This window comes from Pseudomonas sp. GW821-FHT01D09 (assembly GCF_059422465.1).
Genome location: NZ_JBWKWY010000018.1, coordinates 47,048 through 68,695 on the forward strand (window position 1 = coordinate 47,048; position 21,648 = coordinate 68,695).

General features: G+C 60.1%; 18 protein-coding genes and 2 pseudogenes. 9 read left to right on the forward strand and 11 right to left on the reverse strand.

Annotated elements, in window-relative coordinates:
• Positions 1-32 precede the first annotated feature (32 nt).
• Positions 33-1,556 (reverse strand): fumarate hydratase, encoded by a 1,524-nt coding sequence (locus tag AC07W7_RS16870; protein ID WP_236309460.1) that lies wholly within the window; start codon positions 1,554-1,556, stop codon positions 33-35.
• A gap of 256 nt (positions 1,557-1,812) precedes the next feature.
• Here AC07W7_RS16870 and AC07W7_RS16875 point away from each other — a divergent pair, with 256 nt between their 5' ends.
• Together AC07W7_RS16875 and AC07W7_RS16880 are read left to right on the forward strand one after the other, a co-directional pair.
• Positions 1,813-2,745, forward strand: coding sequence for an iron-sulfur-binding ferredoxin reductase (locus AC07W7_RS16875; protein ID WP_099167835.1), 933 nt, complete (start codon positions 1,813-1,815; stop codon positions 2,743-2,745).
• A gap of 28 nt (positions 2,746-2,773) precedes the next feature.
• Complete coding sequence (locus AC07W7_RS16880) at positions 2,774-3,523, forward strand: enoyl-CoA hydratase (RefSeq protein WP_495039735.1); 750 nt, start codon at positions 2,774-2,776, stop codon at positions 3,521-3,523.
• Between the two features lie 179 nt (positions 3,524-3,702).
• Here the strand turns inward: AC07W7_RS16880 and pyk are convergent, their stop codons facing one another.
• A complete protein-coding gene (gene pyk, locus AC07W7_RS16885; RefSeq protein WP_076961882.1) occupies positions 3,703-5,154 on the reverse strand; it encodes a pyruvate kinase in 1,452 nt (483 codons plus the stop codon).
• A 176-nt stretch (positions 5,155-5,330) separates the two neighbouring features.
• On the opposite strand from pyk, the gene AC07W7_RS16890 reads away from it, so the two are divergent.
• Together AC07W7_RS16890 and AC07W7_RS16895 are read left to right on the forward strand one after the other, a co-directional pair.
• Complete coding sequence (locus AC07W7_RS16890) at positions 5,331-5,705, forward strand: tol-pal system YbgF family protein (RefSeq protein WP_076961883.1); 375 nt, start codon at positions 5,331-5,333, stop codon at positions 5,703-5,705.
• Positions 5,706-5,939: 234 nt separating this feature from the next.
• Positions 5,940-6,299 (forward strand): PilZ domain-containing protein, encoded by a 360-nt coding sequence (locus AC07W7_RS16895; protein ID WP_076961950.1) that lies wholly within the window; start codon positions 5,940-5,942, stop codon positions 6,297-6,299.
• A 13-nt stretch (positions 6,300-6,312) separates the two neighbouring features.
• Here AC07W7_RS16895 and AC07W7_RS16900 read toward each other — a convergent pair whose 3' ends face one another.
• Together AC07W7_RS16900 and AC07W7_RS16905 are read right to left on the reverse strand one after the other, a co-directional pair.
• Positions 6,313-7,644: a DUF58 domain-containing protein gene (locus tag AC07W7_RS16900; protein WP_495039736.1), complete on the reverse strand. Its 1,332-nt coding sequence runs from the start codon at positions 7,642-7,644 to the stop codon at positions 6,313-6,315.
• A 7-nt stretch (positions 7,645-7,651) separates the two neighbouring features.
• Entirely contained in the window at positions 7,652-8,644 is a 993-nt protein-coding gene (locus tag AC07W7_RS16905) for an AAA family ATPase (RefSeq protein ID WP_076961885.1), read from the reverse strand.
• Between the two features lie 734 nt (positions 8,645-9,378).
• Here AC07W7_RS16905 and AC07W7_RS16910 point away from each other — a divergent pair.
• A complete protein-coding gene (locus AC07W7_RS16910) occupies positions 9,379-10,014 on the forward strand; it encodes a lytic polysaccharide monooxygenase auxiliary activity family 9 protein (protein WP_076961887.1) in 636 nt (211 codons plus the stop codon).
• A gap of 40 nt (positions 10,015-10,054) precedes the next feature.
• A pseudogene (locus AC07W7_RS16915) lies at positions 10,055-11,056 on the forward strand (chitinase); the annotation flags it as partial.
• A 579-nt stretch (positions 11,057-11,635) separates the two neighbouring features.
• Here AC07W7_RS16915 and AC07W7_RS16920 read toward each other — a convergent pair.
• From AC07W7_RS16920 to AC07W7_RS16935, 4 genes are read right to left on the reverse strand one after another with little or no spacing between them, the layout of a single operon-like run.
• The gene (locus tag AC07W7_RS16920) at positions 11,636-12,793 is read right to left on the reverse strand and encodes a DUF4350 domain-containing protein (RefSeq protein WP_495039737.1); all 1,158 of its coding nucleotides are present in this window, start codon (positions 12,791-12,793) and stop codon (positions 11,636-11,638) included.
• Positions 12,790-14,319: a DUF4129 domain-containing protein gene (locus AC07W7_RS16925; protein ID WP_495039738.1), complete on the reverse strand. Its 1,530-nt coding sequence runs from the start codon at positions 14,317-14,319 to the stop codon at positions 12,790-12,792. The genes AC07W7_RS16920 and AC07W7_RS16925 overlap by 4 nt, the downstream gene beginning before the upstream one ends.
• A complete protein-coding gene (locus AC07W7_RS16930; RefSeq protein ID WP_495039739.1) occupies positions 14,306-15,286 on the reverse strand; it encodes a stage II sporulation protein M in 981 nt (326 codons plus the stop codon). The genes AC07W7_RS16925 and AC07W7_RS16930 overlap by 14 nt, the downstream gene beginning before the upstream one ends.
• Positions 15,283-15,975 carry an RDD family protein gene (locus tag AC07W7_RS16935; protein ID WP_495039740.1) on the reverse strand — a complete coding sequence of 231 codons (693 nt, stop codon included), beginning with the start codon at positions 15,973-15,975 and terminating at the stop codon, positions 15,283-15,285. Before AC07W7_RS16935 ends, AC07W7_RS16930 begins: the two co-directional genes overlap by 4 nt.
• A gap of 210 nt (positions 15,976-16,185) precedes the next feature.
• Here AC07W7_RS16935 and sbcB point away from each other — a divergent pair, with 210 nt between their 5' ends.
• Positions 16,186-17,613, forward strand: a complete 1,428-nt coding sequence (gene sbcB, locus AC07W7_RS16940; protein WP_076961892.1) for an exodeoxyribonuclease I — start codon at positions 16,186-16,188, stop codon at positions 17,611-17,613.
• Between the two features lie 89 nt (positions 17,614-17,702).
• On the opposite strand, the gene mvaT is transcribed toward sbcB, so the two are convergent.
• Positions 17,703-18,077, reverse strand: a complete 375-nt coding sequence (gene mvaT / locus AC07W7_RS16945) for a histone-like nucleoid-structuring protein MvaT (RefSeq protein WP_029295469.1) — start codon at positions 18,075-18,077, stop codon at positions 17,703-17,705.
• Between the two features lie 349 nt (positions 18,078-18,426).
• Here mvaT and purU point away from each other — a divergent pair, with 349 nt between their 5' ends.
• On the forward strand, positions 18,427-19,275 hold the full coding sequence (gene purU / locus AC07W7_RS16950) for a formyltetrahydrofolate deformylase (protein WP_076961893.1): 849 nt from the start codon (positions 18,427-18,429) through the stop codon (positions 19,273-19,275).
• Between the two features lie 87 nt (positions 19,276-19,362).
• Positions 19,363-19,560, forward strand: a complete 198-nt coding sequence (locus AC07W7_RS16955; RefSeq protein ID WP_076961894.1) for a hypothetical protein — start codon at positions 19,363-19,365, stop codon at positions 19,558-19,560.
• A gap of 45 nt (positions 19,561-19,605) precedes the next feature.
• On the opposite strand, the gene AC07W7_RS16960 is transcribed toward AC07W7_RS16955, so the two are convergent.
• Positions 19,606-20,370, reverse strand: a complete 765-nt coding sequence (locus AC07W7_RS16960; protein ID WP_373562108.1) for a methyl-accepting chemotaxis protein — start codon at positions 20,368-20,370, stop codon at positions 19,606-19,608.
• Positions 20,371-20,463: 93 nt separating this feature from the next.
• Positions 20,464-21,495: pseudogene (locus AC07W7_RS16965) on the reverse strand (cache domain-containing protein); the annotation flags it as partial.
• Positions 21,496-21,648 lie beyond the last annotated feature (153 nt).

The window sequence follows — 21,648 nt, forward strand, 5'->3', positions numbered from 1 at the left end:
CCACAGTCGCCTTTATCCCGGCAGGAGGGGGCTTACTGCACTTCTACCGCCAGGCTCTCACTGATCTTTTTCTGCCAGATAGCAGGACCGGTGATGTGGACCGACTCGCCCTTGCTGTCGACGGCAACAGTGACCGGCATGTCCTTGACGTCGAACTCGTAGATCGCTTCCATGCCCAGTTCGGCGAAGGCCACCACGCGCGACTGCTTGATCGCTTGCGCCACCAGGTAAGCCGCGCCGCCGACTGCCATCAGGTACACGGCCTTGTGGTCCTTGATCGCTTCGATGGCGGTCGGGCCGCGCTCGGATTTGCCGATCATGCCCAACAGGCCGGTTTGTTCGAGGATCTGGCGGGTGAACTTGTCCATCCGCGTGGCGGTGGTCGGGCCGGCTGGGCCAACCACTTCTTCGCGCACCGGATCGACCGGGCCGACGTAGTAGATGAAACGACCCTTGAGGTCTACCGGCAGGGTTTCACCCTTGTTCAGCATTTCGACCATGCGCTTGTGCGCCGCGTCGCGACCGGTGAGCATCTTGCCATTGAGCAGTACGGTTTCACCCGGTTTCCAGCTCTGTACGTCTTGCGGGGTCAGGGTGTCGAGGTTGACGCGGCGCGCCGACGGGCCGGCTTCCCAGACGATTTGCGGGTACGCGTCCAGCGGTGGCGCTTCGAGCGAGGCCGGGCCGGAGCCGTCGAGCACGAAGTGCGCGTGACGGGTGGCGGCGCAGTTGGGGATCATGCACACCGGCAGGGAGGCGGCGTGGGTCGGGTAATCCATGATCTTCACGTCGAGCACGGTGGTCAGGCCACCCAGGCCCTGGGCGCCGATCCCCAGTTGGTTGACCTTCTCGAACAGCTCCAGGCGCATCTCTTCGATACGGTTGGACGGGCCGCGCTTTTTCAGCTCGTGGATGTCGATGGATTCCATCAACACTTCCTTGGCCATGACGGCGGCTTTCTCGGCGGTGCCGCCGATACCGATGCCGAGCATGCCCGGTGGGCACCAGCCGGCGCCCATGGTCGGCACGGTCTTGAGCACCCAGTCGACGATGGAGTCGGACGGGTTGAGCATGGCCATTTTCGACTTGTTCTCGGAACCACCGCCCTTGGCGGCCACGTCCACTTCCACGGTGTTACCCGGGACGATGGAGTAGTGGATCACGGCCGGGGTGTTGTCCTTGGTGTTTTTGCGCGCGCCGGCCGGGTCGGCGAGGATCGAGGCGCGCAGGACATTTTCCGGCAGGTTGTAGGCGCGACGCACGCCTTCGTTGATCATGTCGTCCAGGCCCATGGTGGCGCCATCCCAACGCACATCCATGCCCACGCGCACGAACACGGTGACGATCCCAGTGTCCTGGCAGATCGGGCGGTGGCCGGTGGCACACATGCGCGAGTTGATCAGGATCTGCGCCATGGAGTCACGGGCAGCCGGCGATTCTTCGCGCAGGTAGGCCTCGTGCATCGCCTGGATGAAGTCAACGGGGTGGTAGTAGGAAATGAATTGCAGGGCGTCGGCAACGCTCTGAATCAGGTCGTCTTGCTTGATCACGGTCATGAGTCGCGCTCCTCTATAAGGGAACATTCAATAAAGGTGGCTTCAGATGGGGGGATCGGTCGCTGAAGCCACCTTTTCCAAGGCACGCCGGGTAGTGCTGGCGCGACGCTAAAAAGGCGCGGCAGTATAACCCGGTGCGATGGCCGATACACCCGACGATGGTCAAACTCTACCGATTGCGAACCGGCAGGCGCCGACCAGCCGGCGCCTATAAAAAGCAGTTACAGTGATCGTACATTTTGATTCGAGAGCTTTCATGCCTGAACTGCACGTCGGCGAACGCCAGTGGTCGGTCGCCACCGGCAGCAATCTGCTGGACGCCTTGAACCAGGCCGGTGTGGCCGTGCCCTACAGTTGCCGGGCGGGCAGTTGCCATGCCTGCCTGGTGCGTTGTCGGGGCGAGGTCGAGGACAAGCAACCCGACGCCCTGAGCCCGGCCCAGCGCCAGGACGGCTGGCGCCTGGCCTGCCAATGCCAGGTCACGGGCGATGTGCAGGTTGAAGCCTTTGATCCCTTGCGCGACGGCACGGCGGCAACGGTGCTGGGCACAGACTGGTTGAGCCCGACGGTGTTGCGCCTGCGCCTGCAACCGGAACGTGGGCTGCGTTACCGGGCCGGCCAGCACTTGGTGTTGTGGGCCGGCGCGGTGGCGCGGCCTTATTCCCTGGCCAGCCTGCCCCAGGACGATCCGTTCCTGGAATTCCACCTCGATTGTCGCTTGCCCGGCGAGTTCAGCGATCTTGCCCGGCAGCTACAGGCCGGTGATCAGCTACGCCTGGGCGAGTTGCGCGGCGGGGCGTTGCACTATGATCCTGACTGGCAAGCCCGGCCATTGTGGCTGCTGGCATCCGGCACCGGCCTGGGCCCGTTGTGGGGGGTGTTGCGCGAAGCCCTGCGCCAGGACCACCAGGGCGCCATCCGCGTGATTCACCTGGCCCATGAGACGGGCGGCCATTATCTGGCCGAGCCCCTGGCCCAGCTCGTTGCCAGCCATGGCAACCTCACCGTCGAGTTGTGGACGGCGGCGCAGTTGGCCGGTGCTTTGGCGCAACTGCGGCTTGTTTCCCGGCAAACCCTGGCCTTACTCTGCGGGCACCCCAGCAGTGTCGAGGCCTTTTCCAAGCGCCTGTTCCTGGCTGGCTTGCCGCGTAATCAACTGCTGGCCGATGTGTTCCTGCCCCGTGGTTGAACGCTGATGTCTACCTGCGAGACTCACCATGACCGACGCCATTTTGCTGGAACGTGACCGTGGACTGCAGATCCTGCAGTTCAACCGCCCCGACAAGAAAAATGCCCTGACCCGTGCCATGTACTACCAGTTGGCCGAGGCGTTGGAGCAGGCTGATGCCGATAACACGGTCAATGCGGTGCTGATCCAGGGCAGCTGCGAGTGTTTTACCGCCGGCAACGACATTGGCGACTTCTTGCAACAACCGCCCACGGACCTGGACAGCCCACAGTTCCTCTTCATGAAAAGTTTGCTTAATTGTCGCAAACCGGTGATTGCCGGCGTGGCCGGCGCTGCGGTGGGCATTGGCACCACGCTGTTGCTGCATTGCGACCTGGTGTATGTCAGCCGTGATGCCCGGTTGCGCATGCCGTTCGTCAACCTGGGGCTGTGCCCGGAATTTGGCTCCAGCCTGATCCTGCCGCGCTTGCTCGGGCATGCGAAAGCCGCTGAGTTGTTGCTGTTGGGCGAAGGGTTCAGCGGGGAGCAGGCTGCGCAGTGGGGGATTGCGACACAAGCGCTGGACAGCGGCGAAGCCGCCTTGGCCAAGGCGCGGGAGGTGGCCGAGCGTTTCGAGACTCTGGCGCCGGGGGCAGTACAAATCAGCAAGCAGTTGATGAAAAACGTCGACCGCGAGCAGTTGCGCCAGGTGATTGAGGCGGAGGGTGCATTGTTTACCCAAAGGTTGCGGTCGCCGGAGGCGATTGCGGCGTTGTCGGGGTTTATTGCCCGGCGCTGAAACTGAAGTGGCTGGACTGACGCTATCGCGGGCAAGCCCTTTCCCACATTTGAAATGCATTCCCATGTGGGAGCGGGCTTGCCCGCGATAGCGCCAATCCAGCCACCCCATCACCATGATCTGAAATGCAAAAAGCCCCGGCACTCACATGCCAGGGCTTTTGTTCTTCAGCAGGTCACTCAGACCATCTTGTCGCCAACGTGCAGGATCTTCATGCCGTTGGTGCCACCAATGGTGTGGTAGCTGTCACCCTTGGTCAGGATCACCCAATCGCCTTTCTCTACCACACCACGCTTGAGCAGTTCGTCGATGGCAGCCTGGCTGACTTGCTCGGGCGGCAGCGATGCCGGGTCGAACGGTACGGTGTAGACGCCACGGAACATGGCCGCGCGGGCCTGGGTTTCGCGGTGCGGGGAGAACGCGTAGATCGGGACCGAGGAACGGATACGCGACATGATCAACGGCGTGTAGCCACTTTCGGTCAGGGCGATGATCGCCTTTACACCCGGGAAGTGGTTGGCGGTGTACATGGCGGCCAGGGCGATGCTCTGGTCGCAGCTTTCAAAGACCTTGCCGATACGGTGGCTGGAGGTCTTGCTGGTCGGGTGCTTTTCCGCGCCGACACAGATACGCGCCATGGCCTGGACCGCTTCCAGCGGGTACGGGCCGGCAGCGCTTTCCGCCGAGAGCATCACGGCGTCGGTGTAGTCGAGCACGGCGTTGGCCACGTCGGACACTTCGGCACGGGTCGGCATCGGGTTCTGGATCATCGACTCCATCATCTGGGTCGCAACGATCACTGCTTTATTGTGGCGGCGTGCGTGCAGGATGATTTTTTTCTGGATGCCGATCAGTTCAGCGTCACCGATTTCCACGCCGAGGTCGCCACGGGCAACCATCACCGCATCGGACGCCTTGATCAGGCCGTCGAGGGTTTCGTCGTCGGCCACGGCTTCGGCGCGCTCGATCTTCGCTACCAGCCAGGCGGTGCCGCCGGCTTCGTCGCGCAGTTGGCGGGCGTATTCCATGTCGGCAGCGTCGCGTGGGAAGGATACGGCGAGGTAGTCCACTTCCATTTCGGCGGCGAGCTTGATGTCAGCCTTGTCTTTTTCGGTCAGGGCCGGTGCAGTCAGGCCACCACCGCGACGGTTGATGCCTTTGTGGTCGGACAGCGGGCCGCCGATGATCACAGTGCAGTTGAGCTCGGTGACGGTGGCGGTGTCGACACGCATGACCACGCGGCCGTCGTCCAGCAGCAGCTCGTCACCGACGCCGCAGTCTTTCACCAGGTCTGGGTAGTCGATACCCACGACCTGCTGGTTGCCTTCGGTCAGCGGATGGCTGGTGGAGAAGGTGAATTTGTCACCAATCTTCAGCTCGATGCGCTTGTTGGCGAATTTGGCGATACGGATTTTTGGACCTTGCAGGTCACCCAGCAGCGCGACGAAGCGGCCATGCTTGGCGGCGAGGTCACGTACCAGCTTGGCGCGAGCCTTGTGCTCGTCCGGGGTGCCGTGGGAGAAGTTCAGACGGGCAACGTCCAGGCCAGCCAGAATCAGCTGTTCGAGGACTTCCGGCGAGTTACTGGCCGGGCCAAGGGTGGCGACGATTTTGGTACGACGGACGGACATGCACGGACTCCTGAGTTCTAGCGCTGGGGAAGGCTACTATGCTCTTTGGCTGTAGTCATTGTTCGTTTGCACTACTTATTGTCGATTCGCCTGTTTTCACTCTATGACGCTGGACGAACAACCTTGAAGATTTTCGCCCAAGGGTCGATACACTGCTCAAGACAGGAGAACACCCCATGCGAGTTTTGATCATTGCTGCCCTGGCCGTCAGTGTTGTCGGCTGTACCCGTTGGTCGATGGACCATCATTTGAACAATGCCTACCGTGCCTACAATGTGGGTGACTGCGAACGCGTCACGCTGGAGTTGTCCCAGGTCGACCGTGAAAGCCGGTCCCGTCGCTACGTACAACCGGAAGTCTCGATGCTGCGTGGGCAGTGCCTGGAGCGGCAGAAGCTATTTGTGGATGCAGTACAGACCTATCAGTTCATCATCAGCCAGTACCCTTCGAGCGAATACGCGTACCGTGCTCGCGCCCGCCTGGATACGCTGCAACAGCTGGGGCACTACCCGGGTGCCAGCACGGCACGAGCGCGGCCAGCAGCCTTATGATGGCATTTATCATTTCATAGCTGGCCTCTTGCCAGAGTTGGGCTATTCTTTGAATGTCTGTTTGTACAACTTTCAACTCAAACAGATACAAAGCCCGAATTCGGCGCAGGTAAAGTGACAGGGCTGAAGCTGCTGTTGCACCGCGATTCGGGGCGCGCAGGGGCGTTGCTGGCAGCGCTGCGGTCCGAATCACAGGAGCGGGCTGAGTCATGACTATTGGACGGCGATCTCATCATGTTTAAGGACCGACGGATTGAACGGCACCAGTTGCCCTGTTTTCTACAGGTGTTCAACCGCTTCACGGACAAACCCATCGGTTACCTGGGCAACATCTCCAATGAAGGACTGATGCTGGTCAGTCAATTACCCATGATGGTCGACGTGGATTTTGAGCTGCGCTTGAAAATCCCCGGACCGGAGGGGGCTGTGCATGCCGTTGACTTCACTGCCACCTGCCTGTGGAGCCGTGAAGATATCAACCCCCAGCATTACGATTCGGGGTTCATCCTGTTGCAGGCGCCCGCCGAGTACGGGCAACTGATCGTTGCTCTGGTGCAGTACTTCAGCTTTGACCCCTTGCAGGCTTCGGCCTAGGGTCATGTGCCCTTCATAACACGCCGGCTTTTTTCCAGCCCAGGTAACGGGTTACCAGGTCGGCGCCCAGTTCGGACGGATGAGCATCCAGTACCGCCAGGCCCTGCGCCTTCAGGCGATCATGGAGTTCTTCCCGGGCATTGAGGTAGTCGACGCTGCCACAGTAGGCCAGCGCTTCAGGCAGGGTTTGCACGGGTGCCTGGCGCAATTGATCCAGCACTTCCTCGCGCAGGCTTGCCACCAACACCCGGTGCTGGCGGCTGATGCGCTTGACCGCCGTCAGCAGATCCTCATCGTCCTCATCCCGCAGATTGGTCACCACAATCACCAGGCCCCGGCGTTTCTGGCGGGCCAGCAGTTGGTTGGCCGCGGCCTGGTAGTCGGCCGTGCGCCGGGTGGTGTCCAGGTCGTATACGGCGTTGAGCAGCTGGTTCAACTGGCCACTGCCCTTGACCGGTGCCAGGTAGCGCGGCTGGTCGCAGGCGAAGGTACACAGGCCCACGGCATCGCCCTGGCGCAAGGCCACGTAGCTGAGCAGCAGGCAGGCGTTGAGGGCGTGGTCGAAATGGGACAGTTCGCCGTCCTGGCTGCGCATCCGTCGACCGCAATCGAGCATGAAGACAATCTGTTGGTCGCGTTCATCCTGGTATTCCCGGGCGATCGGCGTACGTTGTCGTGCCGTGGCCTTCCAGTCGATCTGGCGCAGGCTGTCGCCCTCGCGAAATTCCCGCAGTTGGTGAAACTCCAGGCCCAGGCCACGTCGTTGGCGCTGGCGCACACCCAGTTGGCTGAGCCAGTTGTCCACTGCCAGTAACTGGGCACCGTACAGGCGGGCAAAATCTGGATAGACCCGGGTGGCATCCTTGGCCGGCACCTGGCGTTTTGCGGTCCATAACCCAAGCGGGCTGGGCAGGTGCACCTCGCAGCGCTCAAAGCTGAAATGCCCACGGCTCAAGGGGCGCAGGCGGTAACCCAGCGTGCTGTGTTCGCCGGGGTGCAGGGCGATGGACTGCGGCAGGTTCTGCACGCTCAAACCGTCCGGCACGTGATCAAACACTTCCAGGGCCAGTGGCTGTGGATAGTCGTGCTCCAGGGTGATCCTCACCTCGCTCCAGCGCCCCAAGGCCAGGCTGCCTGGCATTTGCCGCCGCAGGCGTGGCGAGGGGCGGCGCTTCAGGCGAGCGGCGTCGAGCAATGCCAGCAAGAACAGCGCCAGGAGCAGGCCCCAGGCTACGGAGTGCAGGGCGGCCGGCACGTTGAGTTGCAGGGCCATGGCCGTTCCGAGGGCGATGTTCAGGCCCAACAACACCGCGAGCCAGGTTAGCAACAGGCGAGTGGGTCTCATGGGCAGGTCACTGGCGTGGCGCCGGCACTTGGTCGAGCAACTGGGTCAGCACCTGATCCACCTCCAGGCCCTCGATATCCAGCTCCGGGGCGATACGTACCCGATGGCGCAACACTGCCAGCGCACAGCCCTTGATGTCGTCCGGGGTCACGAATTCGCCGCCACGCAGCAGGGCGCGGGCGCGGGCACCACGAACCAGGGCAATGGAGGCGCGAGGCCCGGCACCCAAGGCCAGGCCGGGCCAGGTCCGGGTGGTGCGGGCCAGGCGCACGGCGTAGTCGAGTACCTGCTCATCCAGGGGCAGCTCACTGGCGACCTGCTGCAACAGCAAGACGTCATCAGCCTGTAGCACAGTGCGCAGCGGCTGTACGTCGAGCATGTCGGCGCGGGATGAGCGGGTCACTTCGCGTACCATTTCCAGCTCCTGCCGGGCCTCGGGGTAGTCCATGCGCACCTTGAGCATGAACCGGTCGAGCTCGGCCTCCGGTAGCGGGTAGGTGCCTTCCTGTTCGATAGGGTTTTGGGTGGCCAGCACCATAAAGGGCTGGCCGATGGGCAGGGCTTCGCCTTCGAGGGTGACCTGGCGCTCCTGCATGGCTTCGAGCAGGGCGGCCTGGGTTTTTGCCGGGGCCCGGTTGATCTCGTCCGCCAGCAGCAAGTGGGTGAACAACGGCCCCTTGCGCAGCTTGAACTGTTCGGTGTGCAAGTCGTACACGGCATGCCCGGTCACATCACTGGGCATCAGGTCCGGGGTGAACTGGATGCGTGCGAAGTCGCCGTCAAAGCAGCGGGCGAGGGCACGCACCAATAAGGTTTTACCCAGGCCGGGAACGCCTTCGAGCAGCACATGGCCGCCGGCGATCAGCGCGGTCAGTACGTCATCGATCACGGCATCCTGGCCAATCACCGCCTTGCGCAACTCGGTGCGCAGCGCCTGGGCCAACTGGGTGGCTCGCCCGGTGTCGAGGGTGTTGGATACGTCCACTGGAGAGTCGCTCATTGGTTCTGGAGCCTTGCTAACGGTTACATGTAGTTTATCGTCCATAAGTCAGTCACTTACCTAATCTAACTGTTTCTAAAATTTTTTACGCGTGGAACGAGTGTGTGACTACCAAGCTGCCCCGTAGCAAGTCTTCGGCAACCTCCTCCTTTGTGCGTTCGTCTGAAGTGGAGGTTAGGCCATGATGGCAATCATGTTTGTAGGTAGTGATCCTATCCTTAAGAAGAACGAACTCTGGAGCTGGGGCTATGCCATCGCGAACAAAAGTGGCTTCGATAGTCAGTAGCCTAACGACATGGACTCAAAAGGTAAGCCGAATTTTATCTCATCCGATTTCGATCTCTTCAACACCAGCGTCCGTCAGCAACTGATAGAGCTCGGAGGCATTCCGTCTTGCACCTCGATGCGGACAGAACAAAAAAATCGCCCCGCTGCTATCCCGCGCGCCCAGGCCAATGCTTCATCCCATGCAAATGGCCATCCCTTACGAACGGGATAAGGCGATTTACGAGAGAGACTGTGTTGATTTGCGCCTGTTGCTGTAGGAAATAAACCTTTAGTTGCGTAGGTTATTTCCTTAATACTGGTTTTATATCCAGTATTTTCGGGGCGGTGCTCTCATGAAACGAAAATGAGTGAAAAACGGGCCTGTGGAAAAAAAAAGTAACTCCGTTAGTTTGAGGTCCTCTCCTTCAAGAAAGGAGAGTTCTTAATCAATCTCAATGGAGTCACACATGAACAAACCACAAACCCAGACACCTCTTCGCCATGGTCGTGTCACGTCCCCTTCCAGCCGTGGCGCAGTCGCCGTGGATCTCGGCCTGTTGGCTACCTGGCAGGTCAATGAAATGGAAGGCGGCAAGAACTTCCCGGCATTGGTTGCCGGTCCGTTCCCGGCGCCTTATCAAACCGACAGTGACAGCGTCACCCCACCAGCCGACGGCTTCATCCTCAGCGGCGGCAAGACCGATGCCCGTGACTGCATCAACTTCACCAACGAGGAAATGGCCAAGAAACTCAACCGCGCCTTCACCTGGCCGCTGCTCAATGTCGACCCGGGTCAGACCTTCAAGGTCACCTGGGAATACACCGCAGCGCATACCACCCGTGGCTATCGCTGGCTGATCACCAAGGATGGCTGGGATCCGAAACAGCGCATTACCCGTGCACAACTGGAAACCCAGCCGTTCGCCGAAGACTTCTATACCCAGGTGCCGTACTACAGCCATGCAGGGGAACTGAAGGCCAAGGTCAATCACGAAGTGAAACTGCCGGCTAACAAAAAGGGCCAGCATGTGATCGTGTTGATGTGGATCGTCGCCAACACTGGCAACGCCTTTTATCAAGCCTTCGATGTGGACTTCAAATAAGCCCGCGTCGTTAAACCCACACGTTCTGAAGGATTAGAACATGTCAAAGATTGACTTTACCTTACTGAAATCACCGCTGAGCGATGCTGCTTCGCTGATGCCGAGCATTGCCGGCAAAAAGATCCTCATGGGCTTCTGGCACAACTGGCCTGCCGGCCCAAGCGACGGCTACCAGCGTGGCCAGTTCGCCAACATGAACCTGGTCGACATACCAAGGGATTACAGCGTGGTGGCCGTGGCCTTCATGAAGGGCAACGGTATCCCAACCTTCAAGCCGTACAACCTGTCCGACGCCGAGTTCCGCCGCCAGGTGGGCGTGCTGAACAGCCAGGGCAGGGCGGTGTTGATTTCCCTTGGCGGCGCCGATGCGCACATCGAGCTGCATAAAGGCAACGAACAACCACTGGCCAACGAGATTATCCGCCTGGTGGAAACCTATGGCTTTGATGGCCTGGATATCGATCTTGAACAGAGCGCGATTGATTTCGCCGACAACAAGACTGTCCTGCCCGCCGCGTTGAAACTGGTCAAGGACCACTACGCCGGTGAAGGCAAACACTTCATCATCAGTATGGCGCCGGAGTTTCCGTACCTGACCACTGCCGGCAAATACGTCGGTTACATCCAGGCGCTGGAAGGCTATTACGACTTCATCGCCCCGCAATATTACAACCAGGGTGGCGACGGGATCTGGGTGCAAGAGGTCAACAACGGCAACGGCGCCTGGATTGCCCAGAACAACGACGCGATGAAAGAGGATTTCCTGTTTTACCTGACCGAAAGTCTGGTGAGCGGAACGCGCGGGTTTACCAAGATCCCAGCGGACAAGTTCGTCATTGGCCTCCCCGCCAACGTCGACGCGGCCGCCACCGGTTATGTGATCAACCCCACAGCCGTGACCAATGCATTCAAGCGTTTGTACGACAAAGGAATGTCGATCAAGGGCCTGATGACCTGGTCGGTAAATTGGGACAACGGGACCAGCAAAGACCACGTGCCCTACAACTGGGAATTCAGCAGCCGTTATGGGCCGATGATCAACGGCACTCATCTCTCTGGCCTCGGGCAGGATGAGGCGGATCTTGAAGTCGCCAATCGGCAGTAGCTCAAAGAGGCATCTGGCAGACGTGTCTGATGTCAAACAGCTAGGCTTATGATCTGACTGTTGGCTTTATGAAATAAAATCCGGTGCCTGTTCGGGCATCGGATTTTTTGTATCACGCTTAAATCTACATCCAGTTTTCTATGAATTTGCTTTGCTCGTTTTCTGTTGGTATTCCTAGGGGCTGTTCCTTTTTCTATATAAGTCATTGATACATATGAAAAAGTTCGTATTTTTATAGTTCTCAAACCCCCCAATACGAGCTTGCAATGCCCCGATTACTGTTCAGTGATGAGCATTGGTCGAAGCTGCGGGAAATTCTGCTGCATAAGGCCATCTACAACAAGCGTGAACCCCGCATAGGGCTGCCCGGCAATTACGAAATCCTCAGTAGCCCACACAAGCTCCATCTGCCGTCTCCTGCACTGAACAGATACCCATTGCTCATTACCAAGACCTATGGGCTTCTAAGGTGTCGATTTCACTATGGCAGGGATCCAACGGTTTTCAAGTGCCGGATCATAGGGCATTCCTGAGCGTTTGCAGGCAGGCCACCTGGCGGCTGAAGTCGGCGCTGGAAAGCCGCTTTGCCGGGAGTGGGCCGAGGGCCTGGCTGATAAGTGAAGCGGGTTGGCGGGTCAGGCGTTCAAGCGCCTGCCATTGCCCGGCGGTGTCCAGCTGCTCTAACCCAGGATGGCGGCGGCGAGCGGTGCGCAGGATGTCCCGCTGCAAGGCTTGTAACAGGCTGTTTTGCCCGCTGCGGCGCAACAGGAAGTCGGCACTGGCATTCAAGTGTTCCTGCAATTGCCGGCGGGCTTTCGGGGACGGCGCCTGGATCGGCCCCTGGCGTACTCCGGCTCGCCACAACCCCAGCAGGATCAAGGCGGCGAGTGCCAGCAGGGCCTGGGGGAAGTAACGCAGTAACAGGCTCAACAGGTTTTCGGCGTCGGTGTTGGACAGCAGGGTGACTCCGCTGCCCTGGGTCAGGTACCACAGCAACCAGGCATTGTCGTGCAAGCCGATGGCCGGGGTTTTCCACAGCTCGCTATCGGTGATCACCGTCACACGGCCGCGCCCGAGATTGAGTTGCATCAGGTGGCTGGACTTGGCGCTGTTGGCCGAAAACTGTGCCAGGTGCCTGGGGTCGATCAGTGTGAAGTCCGTGTCGAAACTGAAGAAGGCGGGTGCGGTTTCGTTATCGACATAGAGCCGTGTGAGGTCCGGTTGCTTGCCCTTGCGAGCGGAGGGCGGCTGGTCGAAGTCGTCGCTGAACGCCTGGCGCAACTGCAGGCGGTTGAGCAGCAGGTCGCTGCTGTCCTGGGTTTCTTCATCCCATATGGCTTCGGCCACCAGTAGCAGATGGCCGCCAGCCTGGGTCCACTCCAGCAACTGGTCAACCTGGCGCGGGGTCATGTTGCTGCGCTCGCTGAGCAACAGCAGGCTGTTGTCCTTGGCAGGCAGGGTGGCCAGGCGCTCCAGGCTGTGGGCATGCTCGACGGCCAGGCCTTGTTGGCGCAGAAAATGTTCCGCTGCCAGGTAGGGATTGGCCTGGGCTTCGGGGGATGGGCCACGGTCGACCACTTCGTCGTAGGGCGTGGCCCTGTGCCAGGCGTAGAAGCCCCCGGCTGTCAGCAGGCAGGCCAGGATCAGCCCGACCCAGATCAGCGGCCGGTTCATCGCGTGGCCTCGCTGTCGAACAGGCTGCGCCAGTGGTTGCAGAGCTGTTGTTGGGCCAGGGGCGGGGGCGTGCGATGGCCATAGGCAAGGTTTTGCCAGTGCCGGGTCAGGTCGTCGCTGAATGCCAGCAATTGCGGCTGTTGCAAGTGGCGCACACGCTCCAGGACCTGGCCTTCGGTATCGGCGTTTTTCAGTGGCAGGTTGAAGTCATGCAGCAATCGGCTAAGCAGGCCGCGATAGAGCAGGCCAAGGGCTTCGCGGGGTTGCGTGGCCCACAGTTGCTCGGCGGTACTGGCAATATCCTCGGGCAAGGTCTCCACGCCCATGTCCAGGCCGAACAGTTGTGACGGCACGGGCTGGTCGACGCTAGGCCGGGGGGCGCGGCGACGGCTGACAAAGGCGTGTAGCCAGTCACGATAGCGCCAGGCAACCAGGGCAATGCCGGCGATCAGCACGCCCCAGAGCAACACCTCCATGACCAGGGCCAGGGCCTTGAAGGTGTCGCTGTTGAGGTTGTCCAGTAGGGACTTAAGCCAGGCGGGCAACTGGGCATCACCCGGGGGCTTGGGTGTGTGCAGGGGCTTTTCCTCGCCGAAGCGGTAGCGGGTAACGGTTTCCGGGTTCTTGAACGGGGGGTGTTCCAGCAGGCGCTTGATCGCCTGGCTGGCGACCGGCGTACTCAAGGGTTTGGCGGGCGCGGGTTGATCGGCCATGGCGTGGGGCGTTGGCGGGATCAGCAGCAGGCCGACAGCCAGCAGCAGGGCGGCGGCTGCCGACCCCAGGCGCTGGCGCAAACGGCGGAACACCAGTTCCAGGTCCCAGGCTTCAAGCACGGTACGCCGGTTGAGGTAGAGGCTGAAGCCACAGGCCACATAGATCGGCTCCCAGAACACCAAGATCAGGGCGTACAAGGCATTGCTCAGGTGTTCCAGCCAGAGCCAGTCCTGGTCGCTGGCCAGTGCCAGTTGCTGCCAGTCCCAGTCCAGCTCTATCTGTTGCGGCAGGAGCAGGTAGAACAGGGCCATCAAGCCAAGCCACAGCGCGCTTTCCAGGTGCATGCCGATCAGCGTCAGCCAGCGCGCCGCGCCGCCATTGTGTTGCAGCAGTCCCCCCAGCCGTTGTTGACGGGCCTGGCCGCCGAGGCCTTCAAGTTGCACCACGGGCATGGCAAAGCTGCGGCTGAGGCTAAAGCGCCTCCAGGTCAGGCTGGCCAGCAGTTGCCCCCTGAGCAGGCGGGGCCATTGGCGTAGCGCCTGCTTGAGGGTGGGTGTCTCGCCAAACAGGGCCTTGGACAGGATATACAGCGGCAGGCGCTCAAAGGCTGGTTTCAGCCACCAGAACACCAGCATGGTGACAGACGGGTAGTCCCACAGCACAAGGCTGATCAGGATAAAGACCGGCAGGCTGACCAGGGCCCAACTGCTCATCAACAGCACGCGGTGTTCACGGGCCAGCAACACCCCGAGGTCCATGGCTTCCCATGAGGTGCGGGGGCGGATCACCACACTGGCGTCACTCAGGCGCATGACGACTCCGACCGGCGAACAGCAGATAGGCAATCACCATCGCCCAGAGCGCGGCGCCCACCAGGTATTTGCCCCAGGGCTCCACGGTGGTGGTCGAGGACCAATAGGCTTCTATAAAGGCCGCGATCAGCAGGAAGACAATCACGCCACAGATCATCTGCACGCTTTTACGGGCTGCCAGGCGCAGTGCCTCACCCCGGGGCAATGCTCCCGGCGCGATCAGGGCCCAGCCCAGTTGCAGGCCGGCCGCACCGGCCAGGGTGATGGCCGTCAGCTCGAAAGCACCGTGGCCAATGACAAAGGACCAGAAGGTTTGCCCGTAGCCGATTTCGGTCAGGTGCCCGGCGATGGCCCCGATCATCAGGCCATTGAAGAACAGGAAAAACACGCTGCCCAGGCCAAACAGCAAGCCGCCGGCGAAGGTCTGGAATGCGATGCCGATGTTGTGCATGACGTAGTAGCCGAACATCATCCAGTCCTCGCTCGATGCCCGCTCGGCCGCGCGCCCCAGGCGGCTGGCGTCGGGGTCGTACATGCCTTGCATTTCGGTCACTTGTTGGGGGCTGACGATGGCGTAGATCAAGTCGGGGAACAGGTAGACCAGCAACGCAATGCCGATCAGGCTGCCAAAGAACAGCAGGCTGGCCACCAGCACGAAGCGCCATTGTTCACGAACCGTGCGGGGGAAATCCGCGAGCAGGAAGCCCAGGACCTTGGCGCCGAGCTGGCTGCGATGGCGGTACAGCTGTTGATGGCCGCGCAGGGCCAGTTGTTGCAGCGGGTCGATCAGGTAGCTGCTGTAGCCGCGTTGCTGTGCCAGCGCCAGGTGCTGGCACAGGCGGCGGTAATCCTGGGGGAAGTGCGTCAGGTCCTGGGCCTTGGCCTTGCCTTGCTCAAGCAGGGCCAGTTGCGTGGCAAATGCCTGCCAGTGCGGCTGGTGACGGGTTTCAAACAGGCTTTGCTTCATGTCGGCCCCAACAGGCCGCGGGCCACGCCATTGAGTTGTTCCACGGCGCGTGCGGGGGAAACCTGCAGGGGCGTGGCCAGAATCGCTGCCAGCTCGTGGGTCCGTTCGGTGGAGAGTTCACCCTGGCGCTCGGCAAAACCCAGAATCGCACGCTGCTCGTTCAGCTCAAGGGCAAAAGGCAGGCGCAAGGCTGGGGCCTGGGGCAGTTGGGGGCGGGCCAGGGGCTGTTCGCGATAAATCACCAGGGTGCCGGCCGCGATGTCGCCCAGGCGTTTAAAGTGGAGGTGTTGCAGGCAACTGATGGCGCCGAGGAAGTAGCCGAACGGCAGCATATCGACAAAACGCAGCAGGTTGCGGATCAGGGACGCGGACCAGCCAATGGGCGTGCCGTCATCCTGTACCACGCGCAGGCCCATGATCTGCTTGCCTGGCGAGCAGCCCTGGTTGAGTACTTCAAACAGCACCATGTACCACCAACTGACGAGGAACAGCAGGATCGAGCCCAGGCCGATGCCCAGGTTGCCGAGAAAGGCCAGGGCGATGAACAGGATGCCGAGGATCAGGCCGCGCAGGCCCAGGTCGAACCCGAATGCGAGTGCGCGGGGCATCAGCCCGGCGGGGCGCAAGGGCAGGTCGATGCCTTCCGGGGTCTCGATCTGGTAGCGGGTGTCCAATGGTACGGTGGGCATTGCGTTCCCTGGCAGTGCGGCGTGGCTGGGCATGGGCAACCTCATCGGGCAGCCGGCAAATTGAGAGGTCGATGCTAGCAGTGTCGTCGCTGGAAGTAACACCTGAAAATGTGCCAAGGTTTCACTGCATATTTATCCAGTACACATGGTGCTGGCCCCGGGCGGCATCCAGCGCCTAGACTTTGTCGGTCTTCAGCACAGGAATAGCCCGTGACCTCGATCTTCTGGTACGACTATGAAACCACCGGCATCAACCCGCGCAGCGACCGTCCGTTGCAGGTTGCCGGGATTCGCACCGACCTTGACCTCAATGAGGTAGGGCCGCCGGTCAACCTTTATTGCCAGCTCAGCGACGATATCCTGCCGCATCCGGCGGCGTGCATGATCACTGGCATTACCCCCGGCCAGCTGGCGGAAAAAGGCCTGGCCGAAGCCGATTTCATGACCCGGGTGCATGCCGAGCTGGCGGCCCCCGGCACTTGCGGCGCGGGTTACAACACCCTGCGTTTCGACGATGAAATGACCCGCTACAGTTTGTATCGCAATTTTTTCGACCCCTATGCCCGGGAATGGCAGGGCGGCAACAGCCGCTGGGACTTGATCGATGTGCTGCGCACGGCCTATGCCCTGCGCCCCGACGGCATCGTCTGGCCCGAGCAGGACGGGCGCGTGACCCTCAAGCTGGAGCGCCTGACAGCGGCCAACGGCATTGACCATGGCCAGGCTCACGAGGCTTTGGCCGACGTGCGTGCCACCATTGCCCTGGCGCGCCTGGTCCGGGACAAACAGCCCAAATTGTACGATTGGTTGTTTCAACTGCGTAGCAAGCAACGGGTCATGGATCAAATCCGTCTGTTGCAGCCCATGGTGCATATTTCCGGGCGTTTCTCCGCCGAGCGCCATTACCTGGGGGTGGTCCTGCCGCTGGCCTGGCATCCGCGCAATCGCAACGCGTTGATTGTCTGTGACCTGGGGCTCGACCCACAGGGGCTGCTGGACCTGGATGCCGATACCCTGCGCCAGCGTCTGTATACCCGGCGCGATGAGTTGGCCGAAGGCGAGTTACCGGTGCCGCTCAAATTGGTGCACATCAATCGTTGCCCGGTGGTCGCACCGTTGAGTGTGTTGCGGGCGCAAGACCAGCAGCGTTTGAATCTGGACATGGGTGAATATCAGGCCCGGGCGCTGCGACTAACTGACGCACAGGAACTTTGGCGGGATAAATTGCCGGCGATTTATGCCGAAGAAGGTTTTGCTGCGAGCGCCGACCCGGAGCAGCAGCTCTACGATGGTTTTATTGGTGATCGGGATCGGCGTTTATGTGAACAAGTGCGCAGCGCAGAACCGGCGCAACTAGCACGCCAGCAATGGCCTTTCGATGATCATCGTTTGCCGGAATTATTGTTTCGCTATCGTGCCCGTAACTTTACGTCCACCCTGGACAGTGAAGAGCAACAACGCTGGAAATTATTCTGTCAGCAACGCTTGTCAGATGCAGATTACGGTGCGCCCAATACCCTGGAGAGTTTTAATAAGGCCAGGCATGAATTGGACGCTAGTGCTACATCGTTTCAGCGTCAGGTGCTGGATGAGTGGCAGGAATATGCTGACGCTTTATGCCAGCGCCTGAGCCTGTAATCGGTCTTTCATAAAAGCGGGCAATAAAAAAACGCCAGCAAGCTGGCGTTTTTTAGTGTGTCACGAATCAGGTGACGACCTGGCGAGCCTTAGCCCAGCAGGGTGGCCCAGCCTTCAACCACGTCACCGCCCCACTTGGCTTTCCACTCTTTCAGAGTCTTGTGGTTGCCACCTTTGGTTTCAATCACTTCGCCGTTGTGCGGGTTTTTGTATTGCTTGACCTTGCGCGCGCGCTTGGTGCCGGTAACTTTTACGGCGCCGCGTGGTGCTTTAACTTTCGATTCTGGATCCAGCAGCGCGATGATGTCACGCAGGGATTTGGAGTACTCACCCATCAGGGTGCGCAATTTGCCTTCGAATTCCAGCTCGGTTTGCAGTTTGTCGTCTTGGGACAGGTTCTTCAAACGGGCTTGCAGCTCTTTGATCGCTTCTTCGGTGGCACGGTATTCGTTGATCAGGGACATGTGGACTACCTTATAAGGGGCGCTGAGGGACAGGGATAGTGGCTTAATAATAGTCAGACAGTTTCCCCAAGTAAACATTTAAGCTCGGTTTTACGTAATTTACTTTGGTTGTTTCTAGGGGAAAGCCGGGAATGCATTTTTTAGTACGCTCAACCGGCTAAAGATATTCTCATTAGATCTAGGCTAATTGCGGTAACAGATGCTTGGGTTGACATAGTGCTCAGGTAAAAACCTTATGCTGTTTAGGGGCACCGCAAGGAATCGCTCGAATAAGCGTTGAGGAATACTGCAGTTTTTCTACGGTGTCGCTAGAATGGCGGCCTTTGCGAAGTTCTGGAGTTTGCCCCTAATGCGCACTTTTCGTCTGGTGATTGCTTGCCCGGATCGGGTTGGTATCGTCGCTAAAGTCAGTAACTTTCTGGCCTCCCACAATGGCTGGATCACCGAAGCGAGCCATCACTCGGACAATCTCAGTGGCTGGTTTTTCATGCGCCACGAAATTCGTGCCGACACGTTGCCCTTTGGCCTGGAGGCGTTTCGTGAGGCATTTGCGCCTATCGCCGAAGAGTTTTCCATGACCTGGCGCATCACCGACACCGAACAGAAAAAGCGCGTGGTGCTGATGGCCAGCCGCGAATCCCATTGCCTGGCGGACTTGCTGCACCGCTGGCACAGCGATGAGTTGGACTGTGAGATCGCCTGTGTGATTTCCAACCACGACGACCTGCGCAGCATGGTGGAGTGGCATGGCATTCCGTACTACCACGTGCCGGTCGATTCGCAGAATAAACAGCCGGCCTTCACTGAAGTCTCGCGCCTGGTCGAGCAGCATGAAGCCGACGTCGTGGTACTGGCGCGCTACATGCAAATCCTGCCGCCGGAACTGTGTCGCGCCTATGCAGGCAAGGTGATCAACATCCACCACAGCTTCCTGCCGTCGTTTGTCGGGGCCAAGCCGTACCACCAGGCCTCCCTGCGCGGCGTGAAGCTGATTGGTGCAACCTGCCACTACGTCACCGAAGAGCTGGACGCAGGTCCCATCATCGAACAGGACGTGGTACGCGTCAGCCACAGCGACAGCATTGAAGACATGGTGCGCTTCGGGCGTGACGTCGAGAAGATGGTCCTGGCCCGTGGCCTGCGCTATCACCTGGAAGACCGCGTGCTGGTGCACGGCAACAAGACCGTGGTGTTCTGATCGGCGGTTTCGGGTTGAAGTAAAAAGGGCCTGGGCGTTAAATCACCCCAGGCCCTTTTTATATGTATCAACTACGAGGATCGAACCATGGCTGATCCCCTGGATAAAGCCACGTCCAAGGCACCCGCCACCTTGGGTGAGGGCTGCTTGAGCCGCTATGACCCGGATGCCCTGGATGCCGAGGACGGCACGGACTTCCCCGATGCCGCCCGGTTGTGGGAGCAGTTGCAGGAAGCGTCAGAGCCGTACGACAAGCCCGGCCCTGACACAAACAACGCAGGTTGAATGTGGGCGCTATCGCAGCCTCGCTCGGGCTCGACAGCTCCTACATCAGATACGGAAGCTACCCACCAGTTGTTTCAAGCGCGCCGCCTGCTGCTCCAGGTCGGAACAGGCGCGCAAGGTGGATTGCAGGTTTTCCACGCCTTCCTGATTGAGCGTATTGATTTCGGTGATATCGATGTTGATCGACTCCACCACCGAGGTCTGCTCTTCAGTCGCGGTGGCCACCGATTGGTTCATGCCGTCGATCTCCCCGATGCGCTGAGTCACGCTGCTCAGGCGTTCGCCGGCGAGGTTGGCGATCTCCACGCTGTCGAGGCTGTGGCGCTGGCTTTCGCTCATGGTGCTGACCGACTCCCGGGCGCCGACTTGCAGCTCCTCGATCATCTTTTGCACCTGTTGCGCCGATTCCTGCGTGCGATGGGCCAGGTTGCGCACCTCGTCGGCCACTACCGCAAACCCGCGCCCGGCTTCCCCGGCTCGCGCCGCCTCGATGGCCGCGTTGAGCGCCAGGAGGTTGGTTTGCTGGGAAATACTGGTGATCACTTCAAGGATCTGCCCGATATTCACGGTCTTGCTGTTGAGTGCCTCGATATTGCTGCTGGAGGCGCTGATCATCTCGGACAGTTGGGTCATGGCCTTGATATTGCGCTCCACCACGTGTTGGCCATCTTCGGCCAGGTGGCGCGCATCGCTGGCCTGGTGCGAGGCCTGGGCGGCGTTACGGGCAATTTCCTGGGCGGCGGCACCCAACTGGTTGATCGCCGCGGCGACGCTATTGGTACGGTTGGCCTGTTCGTCGGAGTTGACCATCGACGAGTTGGAGGCGCTGACCACGCGCAGTGCCACTTCATTGACCTGGCCGGTGGCGGAGGAGACTTCGCGAATCGAGGTATGAATCCGCTCCACAAAGCGGTTGAAGGCTTTGCCGAGGATGCCGAATTCGTCATGGTTCTGGATAGTCAGGCGGCGCGTCAGGTCGCCTTCGCCATCGGCAATGTCTTCCATGGCCCGGGTCATGATATGCAGCGGCTGCATCAACACGCGGATCAGCATGCCCAGCAACGCGATGATGATCGCCACGGCAATCACGGTGGCAATGATGGCTGAGGTGCGGAATTCGCGGAGCATGGCGAAGGATTTGTCTTTATCTACCGACAGACCGACATACCAGTTTACCGACGGCAAGCCCTTGATCGGGGCGAAGGTGACGATGCGGGTTTTGTCGCCGGTCTCGATTTCGTTGAAGTCAGTATTGATTTTAATGGGCTGGTTCGGGTAAGCCTCGCCCAGGGTCTTCATCACCAGGCTTTTGTCCGGGTGGACCAGGATCTTGCCGTCGGCACTGATCAGGAACGCATAGCCCATGCCGCCGAAGTTCAGCGCGCCGATGTTGTCCACCAGGGTTTGCAGGCTCAGGTCGCCGCCCACCACGCCGACGCTTTGCCCGGCCTTGCTGCTGGGGGTGGCGATGGAAATGATCAACTGGCCAGTGGCCGCGTCGATATAGGGTTCGGTCAAGGTCGAACCATTGCTGGCCTGGGCGCCCTTGTACCAGGGGCGTGCGCGGGGGTCGAAGCCGTCGGGCATCTTGGCATCGGGGCGAATCGTGAAGCCGCCTTTGCTGTCACCCAGGTAGGTGGCCATGAACGATGACGTCAGGGCTTTCTGCTCCAGCAGGCTGGCGACCACTGTCGGCTCGGGGTTGATGGCGATGTTCTGGGCGGCGTTTTCCACCAGGACAATGCGTCCGGTCAGCCAGCCCTGGATATTGCTGGCGGTGACGTCGCCCATTTCATGTAGATAGCTGTCGAGGTCGTCGCGAATCGCGTTGCGTTGCAGGTAGTCGTTATACAACGTGAACAACGCAAATGCGGCAATGACGATAAGGGCGGCTGCAAGCAGGATTTTATGGCTGAAGCGCAGATTTTTATTCATGGCTTGTCGTGTCCGCTAAGGTCTTAATGTCCGAGGCGCGTTTTTTATGGAAACGCACAAATGGCAGCGTTAAATAAAGTGTGATATTTCCATCTGCTCCTGCAGGAATTATCTGGTCTAACTTTTTTAGACTTTTTGGGTCTCTCGCTTTGT